Annotated in this window: 11 protein-coding genes; 2 read left to right on the top strand and 9 right to left on the bottom strand. The window is 74.9% G+C overall.

What is annotated here, in order from left to right:
* Positions 1 to 15: 15 nt before the first annotated feature.
* The 3 genes from HOY81_RS12750 to HOY81_RS12740 form a co-directional block, all read right to left on the bottom strand.
* Positions 16 to 1788, bottom strand: a complete 1773-nt coding sequence (locus HOY81_RS12750; protein ID WP_237320429.1) for an IucA/IucC family siderophore biosynthesis protein — start codon at positions 1786 to 1788, stop codon at positions 16 to 18.
* A gap of 15 nt (positions 1789 to 1803) precedes the next feature.
* On the bottom strand, positions 1804 to 2562 hold the full coding sequence (locus HOY81_RS12745; RefSeq protein WP_237320428.1) for a GNAT family N-acetyltransferase: 759 nt from the start codon (positions 2560 to 2562) through the stop codon (positions 1804 to 1806).
* A 219-nt stretch (positions 2563 to 2781) separates the two neighbouring features.
* The gene (locus HOY81_RS12740; protein WP_237320427.1) at positions 2782 to 4851 is read right to left on the bottom strand and encodes an IucA/IucC family siderophore biosynthesis protein; all 2070 of its coding nucleotides are present in this window, start codon (positions 4849 to 4851) and stop codon (positions 2782 to 2784) included.
* A 269-nt stretch (positions 4852 to 5120) separates the two neighbouring features.
* Between HOY81_RS12740 and HOY81_RS12735 the strand changes: the two genes are divergently transcribed.
* Together HOY81_RS12735 and HOY81_RS12730 are read left to right on the top strand one after the other, a co-directional pair.
* Complete coding sequence (locus tag HOY81_RS12735; RefSeq protein WP_237320426.1) at positions 5121 to 6302, top strand: serine protease; 1182 nt, start codon at positions 5121 to 5123, stop codon at positions 6300 to 6302.
* 26 nt (positions 6303 to 6328) lie between these two features.
* Positions 6329 to 7519 (top strand): serine protease, encoded by a 1191-nt coding sequence (locus tag HOY81_RS12730; protein WP_237320425.1) that lies wholly within the window; start codon positions 6329 to 6331, stop codon positions 7517 to 7519.
* A 115-nt stretch (positions 7520 to 7634) separates the two neighbouring features.
* On the opposite strand, the gene hflX is transcribed toward HOY81_RS12730, so the two are convergent.
* The 6 genes from hflX to miaA all read right to left on the bottom strand — a co-directional run bounded on the left by hflX (position 7635) and on the right by miaA (position 15768).
* Positions 7635 to 9131: a GTPase HflX gene (gene hflX / locus HOY81_RS12725; RefSeq protein WP_237320424.1), complete on the bottom strand. Its 1497-nt coding sequence runs from the start codon at positions 9129 to 9131 to the stop codon at positions 7635 to 7637.
* Between the two features lie 156 nt (positions 9132 to 9287).
* A complete protein-coding gene (locus HOY81_RS12720; protein ID WP_237320423.1) occupies positions 9288 to 10784 on the bottom strand; it encodes a M1 family metallopeptidase in 1497 nt (498 codons plus the stop codon).
* Between the two features lie 90 nt (positions 10785 to 10874).
* Positions 10875 to 13115: a bifunctional (p)ppGpp synthetase/guanosine-3',5'-bis(diphosphate) 3'-pyrophosphohydrolase gene (locus tag HOY81_RS12715; protein ID WP_237320422.1), complete on the bottom strand. Its 2241-nt coding sequence runs from the start codon at positions 13113 to 13115 to the stop codon at positions 10875 to 10877.
* Positions 13116 to 13309: 194 nt separating this feature from the next.
* The gene (gene dapF, locus HOY81_RS12710) at positions 13310 to 14176 is read right to left on the bottom strand and encodes a diaminopimelate epimerase (protein WP_237320421.1); all 867 of its coding nucleotides are present in this window, start codon (positions 14174 to 14176) and stop codon (positions 13310 to 13312) included.
* A gap of 86 nt (positions 14177 to 14262) precedes the next feature.
* On the bottom strand, positions 14263 to 14712 hold the full coding sequence (locus HOY81_RS12705; protein WP_237320442.1) for a hypothetical protein: 450 nt from the start codon (positions 14710 to 14712) through the stop codon (positions 14263 to 14265).
* 108 nt (positions 14713 to 14820) lie between these two features.
* Entirely contained in the window at positions 14821 to 15768 is a 948-nt protein-coding gene (gene miaA / locus HOY81_RS12700) for a tRNA (adenosine(37)-N6)-dimethylallyltransferase MiaA (RefSeq protein WP_237320420.1), read from the bottom strand.
* Positions 15769 to 15811: the final 43 nt, after the last annotated feature.

Raw genomic sequence — 15811 nt, 5'->3', positions numbered from 1 at the left:
GCCCGGCGGCGGGTCTCACGGCCCGTGCAGCGGGTTGGGCACGGTCCCGTGCACGGCGGCGTGCGGACGGTCGGGGCGGTCCCGGTAGCCGTCCAGATGCAGCCGGTTGCGGTTCAGGCAGAGCCGCTCGATGCGCGGGGTGAGCAGGTCGAAGGTCTCGAAGCGGTTCTTCAGCCCGGGGAAGCGCCGGTGGTGGCGGCGGATCTCCTCGCGCACCAGGGCCCAGAAGTCGTCCTCCGGGACCCCGAGCTGCTCCTCGCAGAGCGGCGCGAGGTAGCGGAAGACGCCGACGAACAGCCCCGCATGGATGAACTGGGTGAGGAAGGACGGGTCCTCCGTGAGCAGGACGGCGCGCACCTCCTCGGGCATGCCCGCGTGCTCGGGCAGCGGCTCGGCGCTGACGTTGATGTCGTCCACGAAGTCCTTGATCGCCAGCCGGACCGGCACGTCGTCCGTGTCGAAGACGACGACGGCGTTCTCGCCGTGCGGGGAGAAGACGATGCCGTAGCGGTAGAGGAAGTGCAGCAACGGCGGCAGCAGGGCGGCGAAGAGATGCCGCAGCCAGACCGTCGGGGGCAGCCCGGAGCGCTCCACCAGCTCCGCGGTCAGGGCCCGGCCCGACGGGTCGGTGTGCAGCAGGGCAGCGAGGGTGCGGGCCCGTTCGCCGTGGTCGAGCCGCGGCCCCAGGGGCTCCCGCCAGATGCAGCCCAGCAGCTCCCGGTACTGGTAGGGGACCTGCGGCAGTGCGTCGTACACCGGGTGCGGCACCGCGACCGAGGCCACCTCGCCGAGCAGGATCACCCGGCAGTCGTCGCGCAGGAACGGGTCGTCGTCCCGCAGCGCGTGCACCCAGGAGGTGACGGCGGGCGCCGCCAGCGTCCGCTCCGTGGGCAGGCCGCGCCAGACCAGGGTGTTCAGCACGGAGAGCGGCAGCTTGACGGTGTGCCGGTCGGGGCGGCCGGCGTTCAGGAAGGTGCGCACGGACTGCTGCGGCAGCCGCACGTCGTCATCGGCCTCCAGCGGGACGATGGCACCCCGCGCGAGATCGGCCGCGAAGAGCGGCACGATCGTTTCGTCCCACTGCCACGGATGCACGGGGAGCAGCAGGTGGTCCGCGGGCTCGCGCCCCTGGGCGCGGAGGATCGCCTCGAAGCGGCCGCGGGTCGCCGGCCCCAGCTCCTGTGCGTAGAGGCGGTCCGGCTCGGCCAGCGCACGCACTCCTCGGTAGACCGCACGGTCGCGGTGCACGGCGATCCAGGGAAGCCTGCGGGGCGTACGGGCTTCCGGCGCCCAGCGCTCCGCGTCCACGGCGGAGAAGCCGAGCCGGCCCTTGTTCGCGACGAGCCAGGGGTGGCCGGTCTGGTGGCCCTCCAGCTCGGCGTAGCCGAGGTCGGCGAGGTCGGCGGCGCTGAGCGCGTCGGCGGCCAGCCGGACGTCCGCGGTGAGGGTGGCGGTCAGTTCCCGGATGAGGTGGCCGGTGGTGTCGCCGGCCAGCCCGAGGACCCCGTCGTGCGCCCGGGCGAGGAAGTGGAAGGGGTCGGTGGCGGGCGTCAGCGACGCGGGGTCGATGCGCCAGTGCCCGTACGCGCCCCTGCGGGCCCGGAAGCGCAGGGTGAGGTCGGGGGCCACGGCGAGCCGATAGCCGTCCGGGCCCTCCGGTTCGGGACGGATGATCTCCTCGTAGGCGAATTCGGCGAGCATCTTCACGAGCAGTTGCCGAGCGGCTCGGTCCCACGCGTCCTGATCGAGGCCGTGGGGCAGCCGCAGTGCGGCGGGGTGCTGGGGCACCGGGACGTCTCCTTGTCAGTGGCCGTCGCGCTGGGCGCGATCGCGGATCATCAGTGCCGCGCGCTTCCCCGGCAGGTCCACCTCCGCGGAGAAGCGGAAACCCGCGCCGAGGAAGGCGGCGATCGAGGGGGTGTTGCGCAGGTCGGGCTCGGCCAGGACACGGGTGCAGCGCGGCCGGTGGCCGAGGACGAGGTCGCGCACGGCGCGGAGCAGGACGGTGCCCAGACCGCGGCCGCGGTCGGCGACGCGGCCGATGAGCAGGTGCACCCCGGTGTCGTGCGGCCGGGCGGGGTAGTGCCGCGCGAGCGGGTCGAGGTCGGCGCGGTAGATCTCCCAGTAGCTCATGGGGGTGCCGTCGAGGACGCCGAGGCACGGCAGGCTGCGCCCGTCGCCGTCGAGCTGGGCGCGCAGGTGCACGGCGGTCCGCTCCTCCTCCCCGGCGAGTTCCCAGAAGGCCGCGACGGCCGGATCGTTCATCCACGCGGTGATCAGCGGGAGGTCCCGGCGGAGGCGGACCGGCACCAGCTGGAAGACCCCGCGAGGCGTGCTGGCGGCGGGCCACTCCGCGACGTCGTCCAGGAGGTCCGGATCGAGGAGCCGGGCCCCGGGGCGCGCGCGGCCGGCCGGAGGCGGCCCGGCCGGCGGCGCCTCCCCGGCCGGGAACGGCGCCGGGAGCTCGGAAGGCAGCGCGAGGTCGAGCGTGTCCTCGGTGCTGGAGGAGCGTGCCGCGGCGCCGCGGGACGCTCCGGTGCCGGGGGCGCCACGCCCCGGCACCCCCTCCGGAGCGGGAGAGGGTGTCCGGGACGGCGCGCGCCCGGAAGCGGGAGCCCCCCGGTCCGGAGGCGGCGGTTCCGCGGCGGCCGGTTGCGGGGGCGCCGTCTCCGCAGCGGACGGCTCCCGTGGCGCCGCCTCCGGGCGGGCCGGTGCGGCGGTTCCGGCAGGAGGTCCCGGGGCCGGTCGCGGAGCGCTGGATTCCATGCCGGTGCCTCCCGGTCAGGAAGCGAGCGGGTTACGGACGCTGACGTAGACGGACTGGGTGTCGACCGGTCCGACCAGCTCGTCCATGCCGTGCAGGCGGGTGAGGAGGTTGGCCTTGCAGCGCAGCACCGGCGCCCGGAGCAGCAGCGCGGGCAGCGGCGACGCGGGGGTGCCGGGCGGCGGGCAGGCCTCGCCGTCCAGGAAACCCCGGAAGGCCGCGAGGAGCAGCCGTTCGTCGGCGAGTCCCTGCGAGCCGAAGGCGCCGACGAGGCCGAGCACGTTGTTGATGCCCAGGTAGTAGGCGAAGCGCTCGTCGGTCACCTCGTCGGCCACGAAGGAGTCGCTGGCGACGCCCGCGCCCGGAAGCCGGTCCTCCAGGGCCTGACGGTGCGACACGCGGAAGTAGTACCCCTGGTTGTCCCGGTAGCGCCCGCCGCGGGGCCAGCCGTCGGAGTCCAGCAGTACCAGGGTGTTCTGCTGGTGCGCCTCCAGGGCGATGCCGGCGCGGGCGTCGAGCCACAGCACCGGCCGGACGACCGACTCCAGATAGCGCAGGAACCACTCGGCCGCGACGGCGGCGACAGGCCGGCCGGTCTGCCGGGCCAGGCCCTCCACGACCTCGGCGAGCCGGGACCGCAGTGCCTCGCCGCCGCCGGGCCACGGCCGGGGCGAGGTGAGCGCGGCGACGCAGAGAGCCTCGTCGCGCGGGGCGAAGGGGTTCTGCCGGAACACGGTGTCGAGGCCGGGCACCGGTTCGCCGCCGGGGGTGTTCACCCCGAGCCAGGCAGGGTCGCGGACGATGTCGAAGGCCGGGTGCGCCGCCCGCCACTCGGCGCCGAGGCCGGCGCGCAGGATCCGGTGCACCTCGACGCCCCGCAGCAGTTCCTTGCGGAGGTTCTCCCGGCGGGAGTTGGTGATCCGGAGCCCCAGCGAGAGCTTGACCATCGCCGGCGCGCCGGGCCGGTGCACGGTGCGCACGGAGGAGGTGGGGTGCCAGGCCTCGCCCAGCGGGCCCAGGTCGCGCAGCAGTCCCGCGGCGAGCAGCTCCGCGACCTCCGGGCGGTGCCGGAGCTCCCGCGCCTGCCAGGGGTGCAGCGGCAGCGGCGCGAAGCCCTCCGGGACCCGGCCCGCGGCGTCATCCCCCAGCAGGCGCGCGGCCAGCCGGGCGGCCGGCACGGGGCTTTCGTGCCGGTCCACCGTGTGCCCGGCGCCCCCGGCAGGGTCCGGCGGCCCGCCATCCTTGTCGGCTGCCTCCGGGCCGTGCTCGTGCCAGGCGGAGTCGGTGGCGAGCACCGCGGGGTCGACGGCCATCCAGTGCAGCGGGAAGGAGCCGCGCAGCTCGGGCGAGTACGTCCGGGCCTCGGCGTCCGAGAGCCCCTCCCGGCTCTTGGGCGTGGGGTGCAGGGGGTGGCCGAGGAGGAGCGACTGCTCGCCGGCGAGGAAGAGCCCGGTCCCCGGCGGGGGCCCGGGGTCCGCGCGCCGGTCCGCGAGGAAGTCCGCCGTACGCCGGACGCTGTCGGCGACCCGGCCCACCAGCTCGGTGCTCTCCCCCGCCGGTCCGGCGCCGCCGCAGTACGCGGCCTCCCGGCCCAGCAGGGCGGCGAGCGTCACCGCGTCCAGGGGCACGGCGTCCGGGGGCGCACCGTCCAGCAGCGGACGCCCGAGCCGGTGCCAGCCGGTGGCCGACCAGTGGCGTACGGGGACCCGGAGCTCCGTCCCGGCGGAGTGCAGGGGAAGGCGGAGCTCGTCGTCGTCGGGGCGCGGCAGGTCGTTCTCCCGGACCCAGCAGCGCAGCAGGTTCTCCACCGCGGCGGCGTCCGCCGCGGCGGCGGGGTCCGGGTCCTCCAGCGGATCGAGCGGCTCGGTGAGCGCGGTGTGGTCCGCCGTCCCGCGCAAGGGGTGCCGGGCTCCGTCGCCGGGCTCTGCGGCAGGTGGCGGGCAGGTGCCGACACCGGCGCCGGCCGGCTCGGGGGAGGTGCGGCGGGGCTGGCGCGGGACCGCGGGGTCGATGAGCCGCGCGAGGCGTTTGCGGACCGGGCTCCGCCCGTCGGCGGGGTTCTCCTGCGGTCCGGAGCGCGCGTTCACTGCTGCTGCCTCCTGTGGTGTCGGTGCCGGGGCGCCGGCGAGCGGCCGTTGACCCCCCGTCACCTGTCAACGAAGAGAGGGGCGACAGATCACGGCCGGGCCCGAAGATCGTTCGGGTTGTGAAGATCCAGGTCATGGTTTCGGCGGAACCGGGGACCCTGCCCGGCCCGTCCCCCACCTCACCGGGCATAGTTGGGTGGCCTCGCCGACCGGGCGGGGCCATGACACATCTCCGGGCAAGACGAAAGACAACAGGGGGAGTTCCATCCATGTCAGCGACAGGGAGTTCCGTGCGTCGCTGCGGACGACCGGTCTTCGCCGCGGCCGCCGTGGCCGCGCTGGCGGTCACCGCGACGGCCTGCGGGCCGGACGAGGGCGGCTCGAACGCCAAGCCGAGCGCATCCAGCACCCAGCAGCCCGCTCAGGACCTGCAGGACGAGCTGGGGCTTCCGGACAAGCTTCCGAAGGATCTCCCCGCCGGTCTGCGGGACCTGGAGAAGTGGAAGGACGGCGCCTGGAAGAACTGGGACCGGGACGACTGGCTGCGTGAGGCCCGGGAGTTCATCAACCCGATCATCGAGGACTTCTGGGACCCGGACCGGATGGACGACGCGGAGGAGACCGACCGCGACGTCGACGAGCCGGAGGTCGACGAGGGCGTCACGGACCCGGCCCCGGAGCCCGTGCAGGCCGCGCCGCAGCAGACGCCGTACACCGGCGAGGCCCCGCCGGTCGGCAAGATCTTCATGGAGACCCCCAAGGGGCCGATGGCCTGCTCCGGCACCGTGATCGCGGATCCCGCGAACCCGGGGAAGTCGAACCTGGTGGCCACCGCCGGGCACTGCGTGCACGCGGGCAAGGCCGGCGGGTGGTACCGCAACGTGGTCTTCGTCCCGCACTTCAACAGCAAGGGCGCGCCCAACGAGGCACTGGAGAAGGCCCCGCGGAAGGAGGTCGTGCCGCACGGTGTCTGGTGGGCCAAGCACGCCCGCACCACGCAGCACTGGATCGACGAGGGCGCCGCGGTGGGCGGCGCCGGCGCCGCGCAGGACTTCGCGGTGCTCCGGGTGCAGCCGGAGGACCGGCGCGACAGCACCCTCGAGGAAGCGGTCGGCGGCTCCGTGCAGGTGGACTTCGGCACCCCGTCCGTTCAGGGCATCCCCGGCCTCACGGCGCACGGCTACCCGGCCGCGCCCCCGTACAGCGGCGAGAAGATGTACAGCTGCGCGGACGCACCCGGGCGCCTGACCATCGATGCCTCCCAGCCGACGATGTACCGGATCGGCTGCACCATGACCGGTGGCTCCTCCGGCGGGGGCTGGCTCAGCGAGGACGGGAAGAAGCTGCTCTCCGTCACCTCGATCGGTCCGGCCACGAACGACTGGCTCGCCGGGCCGCGGCTGGGCGAGAAGGCCGAGGGCGTGTTCGACGCCGTGACGAAGCTCAAGTGAGCGCGACCCGGAGGAGCACACCGCACATGGCATCCCATCTGAGCCCGCGCCGCCGCCGGGTGGCGGCCCTCGCGGGAGTCGTCACCGCTCTCGCCCTCACCGTCACCGCCTGCGGCGGCGACTCCGGCTCGTCCGCTTCCGCCGACCGGAAGAACGAGGCGGCGGACGCCGCGAAGGACGGCGGCGGTCTCACCGACAAGCTGCCGGAGGATCTGCCCGGCTCCATCGACGACCTCGACCAGTGGCGGAAGGACGGCTGGAAGAACTGGGACAAGGACCAGTGGCTGCGTGACGCCGCCGACTTCGTCAATCCGTACGTCCCGGACCACTGGAGCCGGAAGCGGGTCGAGGAGGCGAAGGGCAGCGAGAACGCGGTCGGTCCGGACGTCGAGACGGCCGGTGCCACCGGCCCGGTGCCGTCCCGCGTACAGGCCGAACAGGTCGCCACCCCCTACACGCAGAACGCGGCGCCGGCCGGCAAGATCTTCATGGAGACCCCCAAGGGGCCCGGGGTCTGCTCCGGCACGGTCGTCAAGGACCCGCGCAGTCCCGGGAAGTCCAATCTGGTGGCCACCGCGGCGCACTGCATCCACGGCGGCCGCAGCGGGGGCTGGTTCCGCAACATCATGTTCGCCCCCGCGTTCAACAACGACGGACTCTCCGCCTCCCGGCTCGACGGCGCGCAGCGGAGCGCCCTGTACCCGTACGGCCAGTGGTGGGTGGAGTGGATCCAGACCACCGACTACTGGATCAGCAAGGGCGACTCGAGCAACGGCAACGGAGCCCAGCAGGACTTCGCCGTGCTCAAGGTCCGCACCAACCCGGACACCGGCAAGTCGCTGGAGGAGACCGTCGGCGCGGCGGTGAAGGTCGACTTCGACGCGCCGCCGATCGACCGGTTCGCGGGCGTGAGCTCGTACGGCTACCCGGCGGAGGCGCCGTACCAGGGCGCCCGGATGTTCCGGTGCACGGACAAGCCGAGCCGCTACTCGCTGGACCCGTCGCAGCCGCCGATGTACTGGATCGGCTGCACCATGACCGGCGGGATGTCCGGCGGCGGCTGGTTCGCCGAGGGTTCGGACGGCAAGGCGCAGCTCGTCTCCGTCAACTCGCTGATCAACCGTCCGGACGTGTCCTGGGCGACGGGCCCGCGCCTCGGCGCGGCGGCCGAGGGCGTGTTCGACGCGATCAGCAAGAAGTTCGCCGGCCGGAGCTGACCGGCCCCGCGTACGGCACACGGGAAGCCCCGTCCCTCGCCCGGGCGAGGGACGGGGCTTCCCGTCGGTCGGTCCACTCGTGGCGGGCGGGTACGCCCGCCACGAGTGCCGGGGCTCAGGCCTTCCCGGCCGGGAGACAGGCCCGCAGCTCGGCGGCGAGCTCCTCGTGCACCCGCGCGGTGAGCAGCGTGCCCTCCCCGGTGTGCTGCTCGGAGAGCACCTCGCCCTCCGTGTGGGCACGGGAGACCAGGGCACCGGCGGTGTACGGCACCAGCACCTCCAGCTCGACCGAGGGGCGCGGCAGCTCCTCGTCCAGCAGGGCCCGCAGCTCGTCCACGCCCTGCCCGGTGCGGGCGGACACCACGAGCGCGCGCGGCTCCTGCCGGAGCAGCCGCTGCAGCACCAGCGGGTCGGCGGCGTCGGCCTTGTTCACCACCACGATCTCGGGGATGTCCGTGGCGCCGACGTCCCGGATCACCTCGCGCACGGAGGCGAGCTGCTCCTCGGGCGCCGGATGCGAACCGTCCACCACATGGAGGATGAGGTCGGCGTCCGCGACCTCCTCCATGGTGGAGCGGAACGCCTCCACCAGGTGGTGGGGCAGGTGCCGCACAAAGCCCACGGTGTCGGCCAGGGTGTAGAGCCGCCCGCCGGGCGTCTCCGCGCGGCGCACGGTGGGGTCGAGGGTGGCGAAGAGGGCGTTCTCCACCAGCACGCCCGCGCCGGTGAGGCGGTTGAGCAGCGAGGACTTGCCGGCGTTGGTGTAGCCGGCGATCGCGACCGAGGGCACCTTGGCGCGCCTGCGGTGCTGCCGCTGGACCTCACGGCCGGTCTTCATCTCCGCGATCTCCCGGCGCATCTTCGCCATCTTCTCGCGGATCCGCCGCCGGTCGGTCTCGATCTTGGTCTCACCGGGACCACGGGTGGCCATGCCGCCGCCCGCGGACCCGGAGCCGCCGCCGCCCATCTGCCGGGAGAGCGACTGGCCCCAGCCACGCAGCCGCGGCAGCATGTACTGCATCTGCGCGAGGGCGACCTGTGCCTTGCCCTCGCGGGACTTGGCGTGCTGGGCGAAGATGTCGAGGATCAGGGCGGTGCGGTCCACCACCTTGACCTTGACGACGTCCTCGAGGTGGATGAGCTGGCCGGGGCTGAGCTCACCGTCGCAGACCACGGTGTCCGCCGCGGTCTCCAGCACGATGTCGCGCAGCTCGTCGGCCTTGCCGGAGCCGATGTAGGTCGCCGGGTCCGGCTTGGCCCGGCGCTGGATGACGCCGTCCAGGACGAGGGCGCCCGCCGTCTCGGCGAGCGCGGCCAGCTCCGCCAGGGAGTTCTCGGCGTCCTGGGCCGTGCCGGAGGTCCACACACCCACGAGGACCACGCGCTCCAGGCGGAGCTGCCGGTACTCGACCTCGGTGACGTCCTCCAGCTCCGTGGAGAGCCCGGCCACGCGACGTAGCGCCGCCCGGTCGGAGCGGTCGTACTGCTCGCCGTCCCGCGCGCCGTCGGTCTCGTCACTCCACGCGGCGTCCTCCGCCATCAGGGCGTCGGCGCGGCGGTCCGCCTCGGCGAGGGCCCGGCCGGGGCGTGGAAGAGAGGAAGAGAGGGTCAAGGGCATCCTTCGGTCGTCGTCGGTGTGCTCAGGAGACGCTCAGCACGTTCACGAGGTGCGCCTGAGGGCTCATGAGGCGCAACGCCCGCGATGCCCGGGTCATTCCCCGGTGCGGCCGCCGCACGCCGTCGATGGTGGCACGCCGGGGCACCGCCGTCACCCGGATTTGCGGGTCCGCCACTGTGGGTGACCGGGCATCGGCGGGGTGCGTTCCCCGTGCAGCCAGCCCCGGAAGAAGGCGTCCAGGTCACGCCCGGAGACCTCCTCGGCGAGCCGCACGAAGTCCCGGGTGCCGGCCACCCCGTCCCGGTGCCGGGCGGTCCAGGCGCGCTGGAGCCGCCGGAAGTCGCGGGTGCCGACCTCCTCCCGCAGGGCGTACAGCACCAGTGCCGAGCCGTCGTACACGCTCTTCCGGAAGAGGCCCGTCCGGTCGCCGGGGCGCAGCGGCCGCGGGTCGGCGGGCGGCCCGTACCGTTCCCGCCACTCGTCCGAACGGGCGTACGCGCGGCGCATCCGCTCCGCCACCGGGGTGCCGCCGCGGTGCTCGGCGTAGTGCCACTCGTACCAGGTGGCGTGGCCCTCGTTCAGCCACAGGTCTGCCCAGCGGCGCGGGGCGACGCTGTTCCCGAACCACTGGTGGGCCAGCTCGTGCACCATCACCGACTCCCGGTACCAGTCCGGGAAGGAGTCGCCGGCGAAGAGCCGCCGCTCGAAGAGGGAGAGGGTCTGGGTCTCCAGGGCGAAGCCGGTGCGGGCGTCGGCGACCAGCAGTCCGTACGTCTCGAAGGGGTAGCGGCCGAGGCGCCGCTCCAGCCAGCGGAGCTGCCCCGGGGTGCGGGCGAGCCAGGGCTCCAGCCCGGCGCGGTGCCGGGAAGGCACCACGTGGCGCAGCGGGAGGCCGTGCGGACCGGCGGCCCGCACCACGTCGGAGCGGCCGAGGGACACCTGTGCCAGCTCGGTGGCCATGGGATGCCGGCTGGTGTACGTCCAGGTGGTGCGCGCCTTCGTGTGCCGCGCACCGGTGCGGACGCCGTTCGCGACGGCGGTGACGCCGCGCGGCGCGGTGAGCCGGAAGGTGAAGCGGGCCTTGTCCGAGGGGTGGTCGTTGCAGGGGAAGACGCGGTGCGCCGCGTCCGCCTGGTTGGCCATGACCAGGCCGTCCCGGGTACGGACCCAGCCGCCGCGGGAGCCGTCCGTGGGGCTGGTGTGCCGGATGTCGACCCGCAGCAGGGCGCCGCGGCGCAGCGGACGGTCCGGGGTGAGCACCAGGTCCTCGCCCACCGTGGTGTGCCGGACGTCCCGCCCGGCGATCCGTGCGGAGCGGACCTCGCCGCCGGAGAAGTCGAGGTTGACCCGCTCCAGCCGGTCCGCGGTGACGCGGGCGGTGATCCGGGTGCGGGCCCGCAGCGGGCGGTCGTGGTCGCCGCCGTAGCGGAAGGCCAGGTGATACGCGCGCACGTCGTACCCCGGGTTGCCCAGGGCCGGGAAGAGGCGGTCGCCGACGCCGAGGGCCCGGGGCCCGGGGACCGCGGCGGCGACCAGACTCAGGGTGACGGCGGCGGAGGCGAGGGCCGCTGCCGTGCGGCGGCGGAGCGTGCGGGGCCGGCCGGGGCCGCCGGGCCGGGTGCCGGGGGCGGGGGTGGCGGTGCTCATGGAGCACTGCTATCAGCACGCCGGCGGCCGCCCCGGGTGCCGCTCCCGCGGCCCGCCGGAAAGCCCCCGAACGGGGTCCGCGCGCGGGTGTCAGCCGGTGGAGAGGCGGCGGACTGCGCGGCTCACGTCGTAGACGCCGGGCACCCGCCGCATGGCCCGCATCAGGTCGGGCAGGCCCGAGGCGTCCGGGAGCTGGAGCGTGTACGTGTGCCGCACCCGCTGCTCGCAGGGTGGGGCCACGTCGGCGGCGACCACGGCAGCACCCTGCGCCGCGATGGTCTCGGTCAGGTCGGCGAGCAGCCGGGGCCGGCCGAAGGCCTCGGCGAGCAGGGTGACCCGGCAGCCGGAGGCGTGGGTGCGCCACCGGACGGGCACCGGAGCGCGCCCGGCGGCGGCCATCCGTACGACGGTGTGGCAACTGTCCCGGTGGACCGTGACCGCACCGCCGCGCACCGGGAAGCCGGTGACGGCGTCGGGCGGCACCGGGGTGCAGCACCGGGCGAGCCGCACCGGGGCGCCGGGGTGGCCGGTCACCACGGGCGGCGGCTCGGGCGGCGGACCGGGCGGCGGACCGGCGCGCGAGCCGGCCGGGGCCCCGCTCTCCGTGGCGGCTGCGGGGACCTCCGGGCGGCCGGTGCCCGGGACCTCCGGGAGACCCACGGGAGCCGGCTCCGGGCCTCCGCCGCCGGCGGAACCGGATGCCTCCGGAGCGTCGCCCTCCGGCTCCGCGGGGCCGGCGGCGTCGTCCCCCTCCGCGGCTCCGGGCCGTACCGGCTCCGGCGGGTGCGCGGCCAGCCACCGGCGGATGGCGATGCGGGCGGCCGGGGTGCGTGCGTGCTCCAGCCACTCCGGGGCGGGGGCGTGGGCGCCGGACGCGGAGGCCGGCGCCAGGAAGGGCTGCACGGCGTCGCCGTCCCGCAGCACGGTGCTGAGCGCCGCCAGCCGGCCGTTGACCCGGGCGCCGATACAGCGGTGGGCGGCCTCCCCGTGCAGCGCGTAGGCGGCGTCCACGCAGGTGGCACCGGCCGGCAGCGGCAGGGCGCGGGCCGCCTCGGTCTCGGCGGGGGCGGCGGGGTAGACCGTGATCTCGCGGTCCTCCGCGAGCTCGTCCCGCAGCTCCGTCCAGAAGGTGTCCGGGTCCGGCGCGTGGCTCTGCCACTCCAGCAGCCGGGAGAGCCAGCCGGGCCGGGTGGGGTCCGCGCGCTCCCCGTCCGGAACGGCGTCGGCCTGCCCGGAGGGGGCCGTGTGCGGGTCGCCGAGCGCCACCACGCCGGCCTCCGCGACCCGGTGCATCCGGTGGGTGCGGACCAGGACCTCGGCGACCCTGCCGCCCGCGTCGGCGAAGGCGGTGTGGAGCGACTGGTAGAGGTTGAACTTGGGGACCGCGATGAAGTCCTTGAACTCCGAGATCACCGGGGTGAAGCAGGTGTGCAGCTCGCCCAGGACGGCGTAACACTCGGCGTCCTCGCCGACGAGGATGAGCAGCCGCCCGAAGTCGCAGGCCCCCAGCGCACCCCGCTTGCGGAGCAGGCGGTGCACGGAGACCGCGTGCCGGGGCCGGATGAGGACCTGCGCGTCCAGGGAGGCCTCGCGCAGCGTGGCGCGGACGGCGCCGGCGACCTCGGTGAGCGGGTCGCGCCGGGCGGTGTGCTCCCGGATGAGCTGCTGGGTGCGGCGGTGCTCCTCCGGCAGGAGGATGGCGAAGACCAGGTCCTCCAGCTCGCGCTTGAGCGCCTGCACGCCCAGGCGTTCGGCGAGCGGGATCAGGACGTCCCGGGTCACCCGGGCGATGCGGGCCTGCTTCTCGGGACGCATCACGCCGAGGGTGCGCATGTTGTGCAGCCGGTCCGCCAGCTTGATGGACATCACCCGGACGTCGCTGCCGGTGGCGACCAGCATCTTGCGGAAGGTCTCCGGCTCGGCCGCGGCGCCGTACTCCACCTTCTCCAGCTTGGTGACCCCGTCGACGAGGTGGCAGACCTCGGCGCCGAACTCCGCCTTCACCTGCTCGAGCGTCACCTCGGTGTCCTCGACGGTGTCGTGCAGCAGGGACGCCGTCAGCGTGGTGGTCTCCGCGCCGAGTTGCGCGAGGATCAGCGTCACGGCCAGGGGGTGGGTGATGTAGGGCTCGCCGCTCTTGCGGGTCTGGCCGCGGTGGGAGGACTCGGCGAGGACGTACGCCCGGCGCAGGATGTCCAGGTCGGCGCCGGGGTGGTGGGCGCGGTGGACCTGGGCGACATGCTCGATGGCGTCCGGCAGACCGCCGCCCCGGGGCCCGGAACGCGCCAGCGCGGCCCGGCTGAGCCGCCGGAGGCTTCGCACCGCGTCCATGGCATCTCCCGGTCGTGCCGCTCGTCCCGCTCGTGCAGGCCCGTTCCCCTCCGGTGATGCTACCGAGCCCCTCACATAGTGCTGACCGGCTCTTCCACACCGTGACCGGGATCACCCAATCGAGCGACGGGAGCGGGAGGTTGGGGCGCACACGGCGATATGCCGCGCGCCTCCCGCGTACGCCCGTCGCGCGCTCAGCCGGCGAGCCAGTCCGGGTCCAGGCCGCCCTCCGCGACGATCACGGCCGGGCCCGTCATCTCGATCTCGCCGTCGGCGCGCTCGGTGATCACCAGCCGCCCGCCCGGCACGTCCACCGTGTACGTCGCCGGGACGCCGTCCGTGGCGGGGTCGGCGCCGTCCCGGCGGGCGGCGGCGACCATGGCCGCACAGGCGCCCGTACCACAGGAACGGGTCTCCCCGGAGCCGCGCTCGTGCACCCGGAGGGCGACATGCCCGGGCCCGCGGTCCACGACGAACTCGACGTTCGTCCCGTGCGGGTAGGCGGCCGCGGGGGCGACCAGCGGCGGCTCCCGCAGCGGGCCGGCGTCGCCGAGGTCCCCGACGAAGGCGACGGCGTGCGGATTTCCCATCCCGACATGCCGGGCGGGCCAGCTCCGCTCCCCCACGGTGACGGTGACCTCGTCGGCCGGGAGCACGGCCCGGCCCATCTGCACGGTGACGGCGCCGTCCTTGGCCAGGTGCACGCGCCGCACGCCGGCCCGGGTGGCCACGGCCAGATCACCGGCCGAGACCAGTCCGGCCCGCTCCAGACAGCGGGCGAAGACCCGCACGCCGTTCCCGCACATCTCCGCGACGCTGCCGTCGGCGTTGCGGTAGTCCATGAACCACTCGGCCTCTTCGGCCAGGGCCCGGCCCTCCGGGTGCCGGGCGGAGCGCACCACCCGCAGCAGCCCGTCCCCGCCGATACCGGCCCGCCGGTCGCACAGGCGGGCGACGACGTCCGCGGGCAGTTCCAGGACGCCGTCCGGGTCGGGGAGGATGACGAAGTCGTTCTCGGTGCCGTGGCCCTTGAGGAACGGCACCTGCCGCGCGATGCTCACAGTCCCGATCGTACGGGGTCGCGCGGGGACCGGGACGGGCCCCGGTGCCTTCCGGCGGACCTTCTCGTGCCCGCGCCGGACAGGCCCTAAGCGAGCCGGGCGACCCGCCAGACGGCCAGCGCGGCGAGGGTGCCGATGATCACCGTGTAGAGGAGAACCACCCGCCAGTCCGCGCGCTGACCCGATCCCGGCCCGGGCAGTCCGGGCCAGCGCTGCCCGACGCGACGGGCGGCCATCACGCCCCAGCCCGCGGCGCAGCCGAAGATCAGCAGGCCCAGCATGGAGACCACGGCGCCGGACCGGGCGCCGGGCTCGAAGGCCAGGGGAAAGGCGAACATCAGCGAGCCGAGCGCCCCCAGCACGACCACCGGGGCGAGCTGCCACAGCCGCATCCGGCGCGGAGGCCGCAGCTCGTGCGGCTCCACGGGCGGCTCCTCGGGGCCCTCGCCGAACTCGTCGGTGTCCGTCTCCGGAGCGTCGAGCGGGTTCACGTGCTCGACCTTGATCTCTTCGTTGTCACGAGGGCCGGCCTCCATCGCCACGCGCCCTCCCCACTACCGCTGCTTCGGCTCCACCGATGCTCGATGATGGCACGTCCGGAGTGCGCGACCCGCCGCCCGGGACGTCCCGATGCCATCACGTGATCAGGCTGTGACCGCTCGTTCGAGCAACGCGAGAGCCCGCCCGTTGAGTTCCCGGCGGTCGCCGGCCGCGCCGCTGAGCCAGTGCACCCGGTGGTCGCGACGGAACCAGGAGTCCTGCCGGCGGGCGAAGCGCTTGGTGGCGCGTACGGTCTCCACGCGGGCCTCCTCCTCGGTGCATTCCCCCGCGAGCGCGGCCAGGACCTGCTGGTAGCCCAGGGCCCGGGACGCCGTGCGCCCGTGGCGCAGGCCGGCGCCCTCCAGCGCCCGCACCTCGTCGACCAGCCCGGCCTCCCACATCCGCCCGACACGGTGGGCGATCCGCTCGTCCAGCTCCGGCCGGGCGACGTCCACCCCGATCTGGAGCGTGTCGTAGACCGCCTCGTGCCCCGGCAGGTTCGCGGTGAACGGACGGCCGGTGATCTCGATGACCTCCAGGGCGCGCACGACGCGCCGCCCGTTGCTCGGCAGGATGGCCCGGGCGGCCGCCGGGTCGGCAGCCGCCAGCCGCGCGTGCAGCGGGCCCGGCCCGACCGTGGCGAGCTCCTCCTCCAGCCGCGCCCGCACCCGGGGGTCGGTGCCCGGGAACTCCATCACGTCGATGGCGGCGCGCACATAGAGCCCGGACCCACCGACCAGCACCGGGACCCGGCCGGCGGCGAGCAGCCGGTCGATCTCCTCGCGGGCCAGCCGCTGGTACTCGGCGACGCTGGCCGTCTCGGTGACGTCCCAGACGTCGAGCAGACGGTGCGGCACACCGCGCCGCTCCGTGGCGCTGAGCTTGGCGGTGCCGATGTCCATGCCGCGGTAGAGCTGCATGGAGTCCGCGTTGACGACCTCGCCGCCCAGCTCGCGGGCGAGGGCGACACCGAGATCCGACTTTCCGGCCGCGGTGGGCCCCACCACGGCGACGACCTGGGGGGAGGAGGGGCGGGTGGGTGGCGTGGTCACGGGCCCAGTCTCGCAAACCCCACCGGGCCGGACCGCACGCCCG

The organism is Streptomyces sp. JJ36 (assembly GCF_021696945.1).
Taxonomy (GTDB): domain Bacteria; phylum Actinomycetota; class Actinomycetes; order Streptomycetales; family Streptomycetaceae; genus Streptomyces.
Note: the sequence above shows the minus strand (reverse complement) of the source record. Positions and strands in the feature narration are given on the sequence as shown.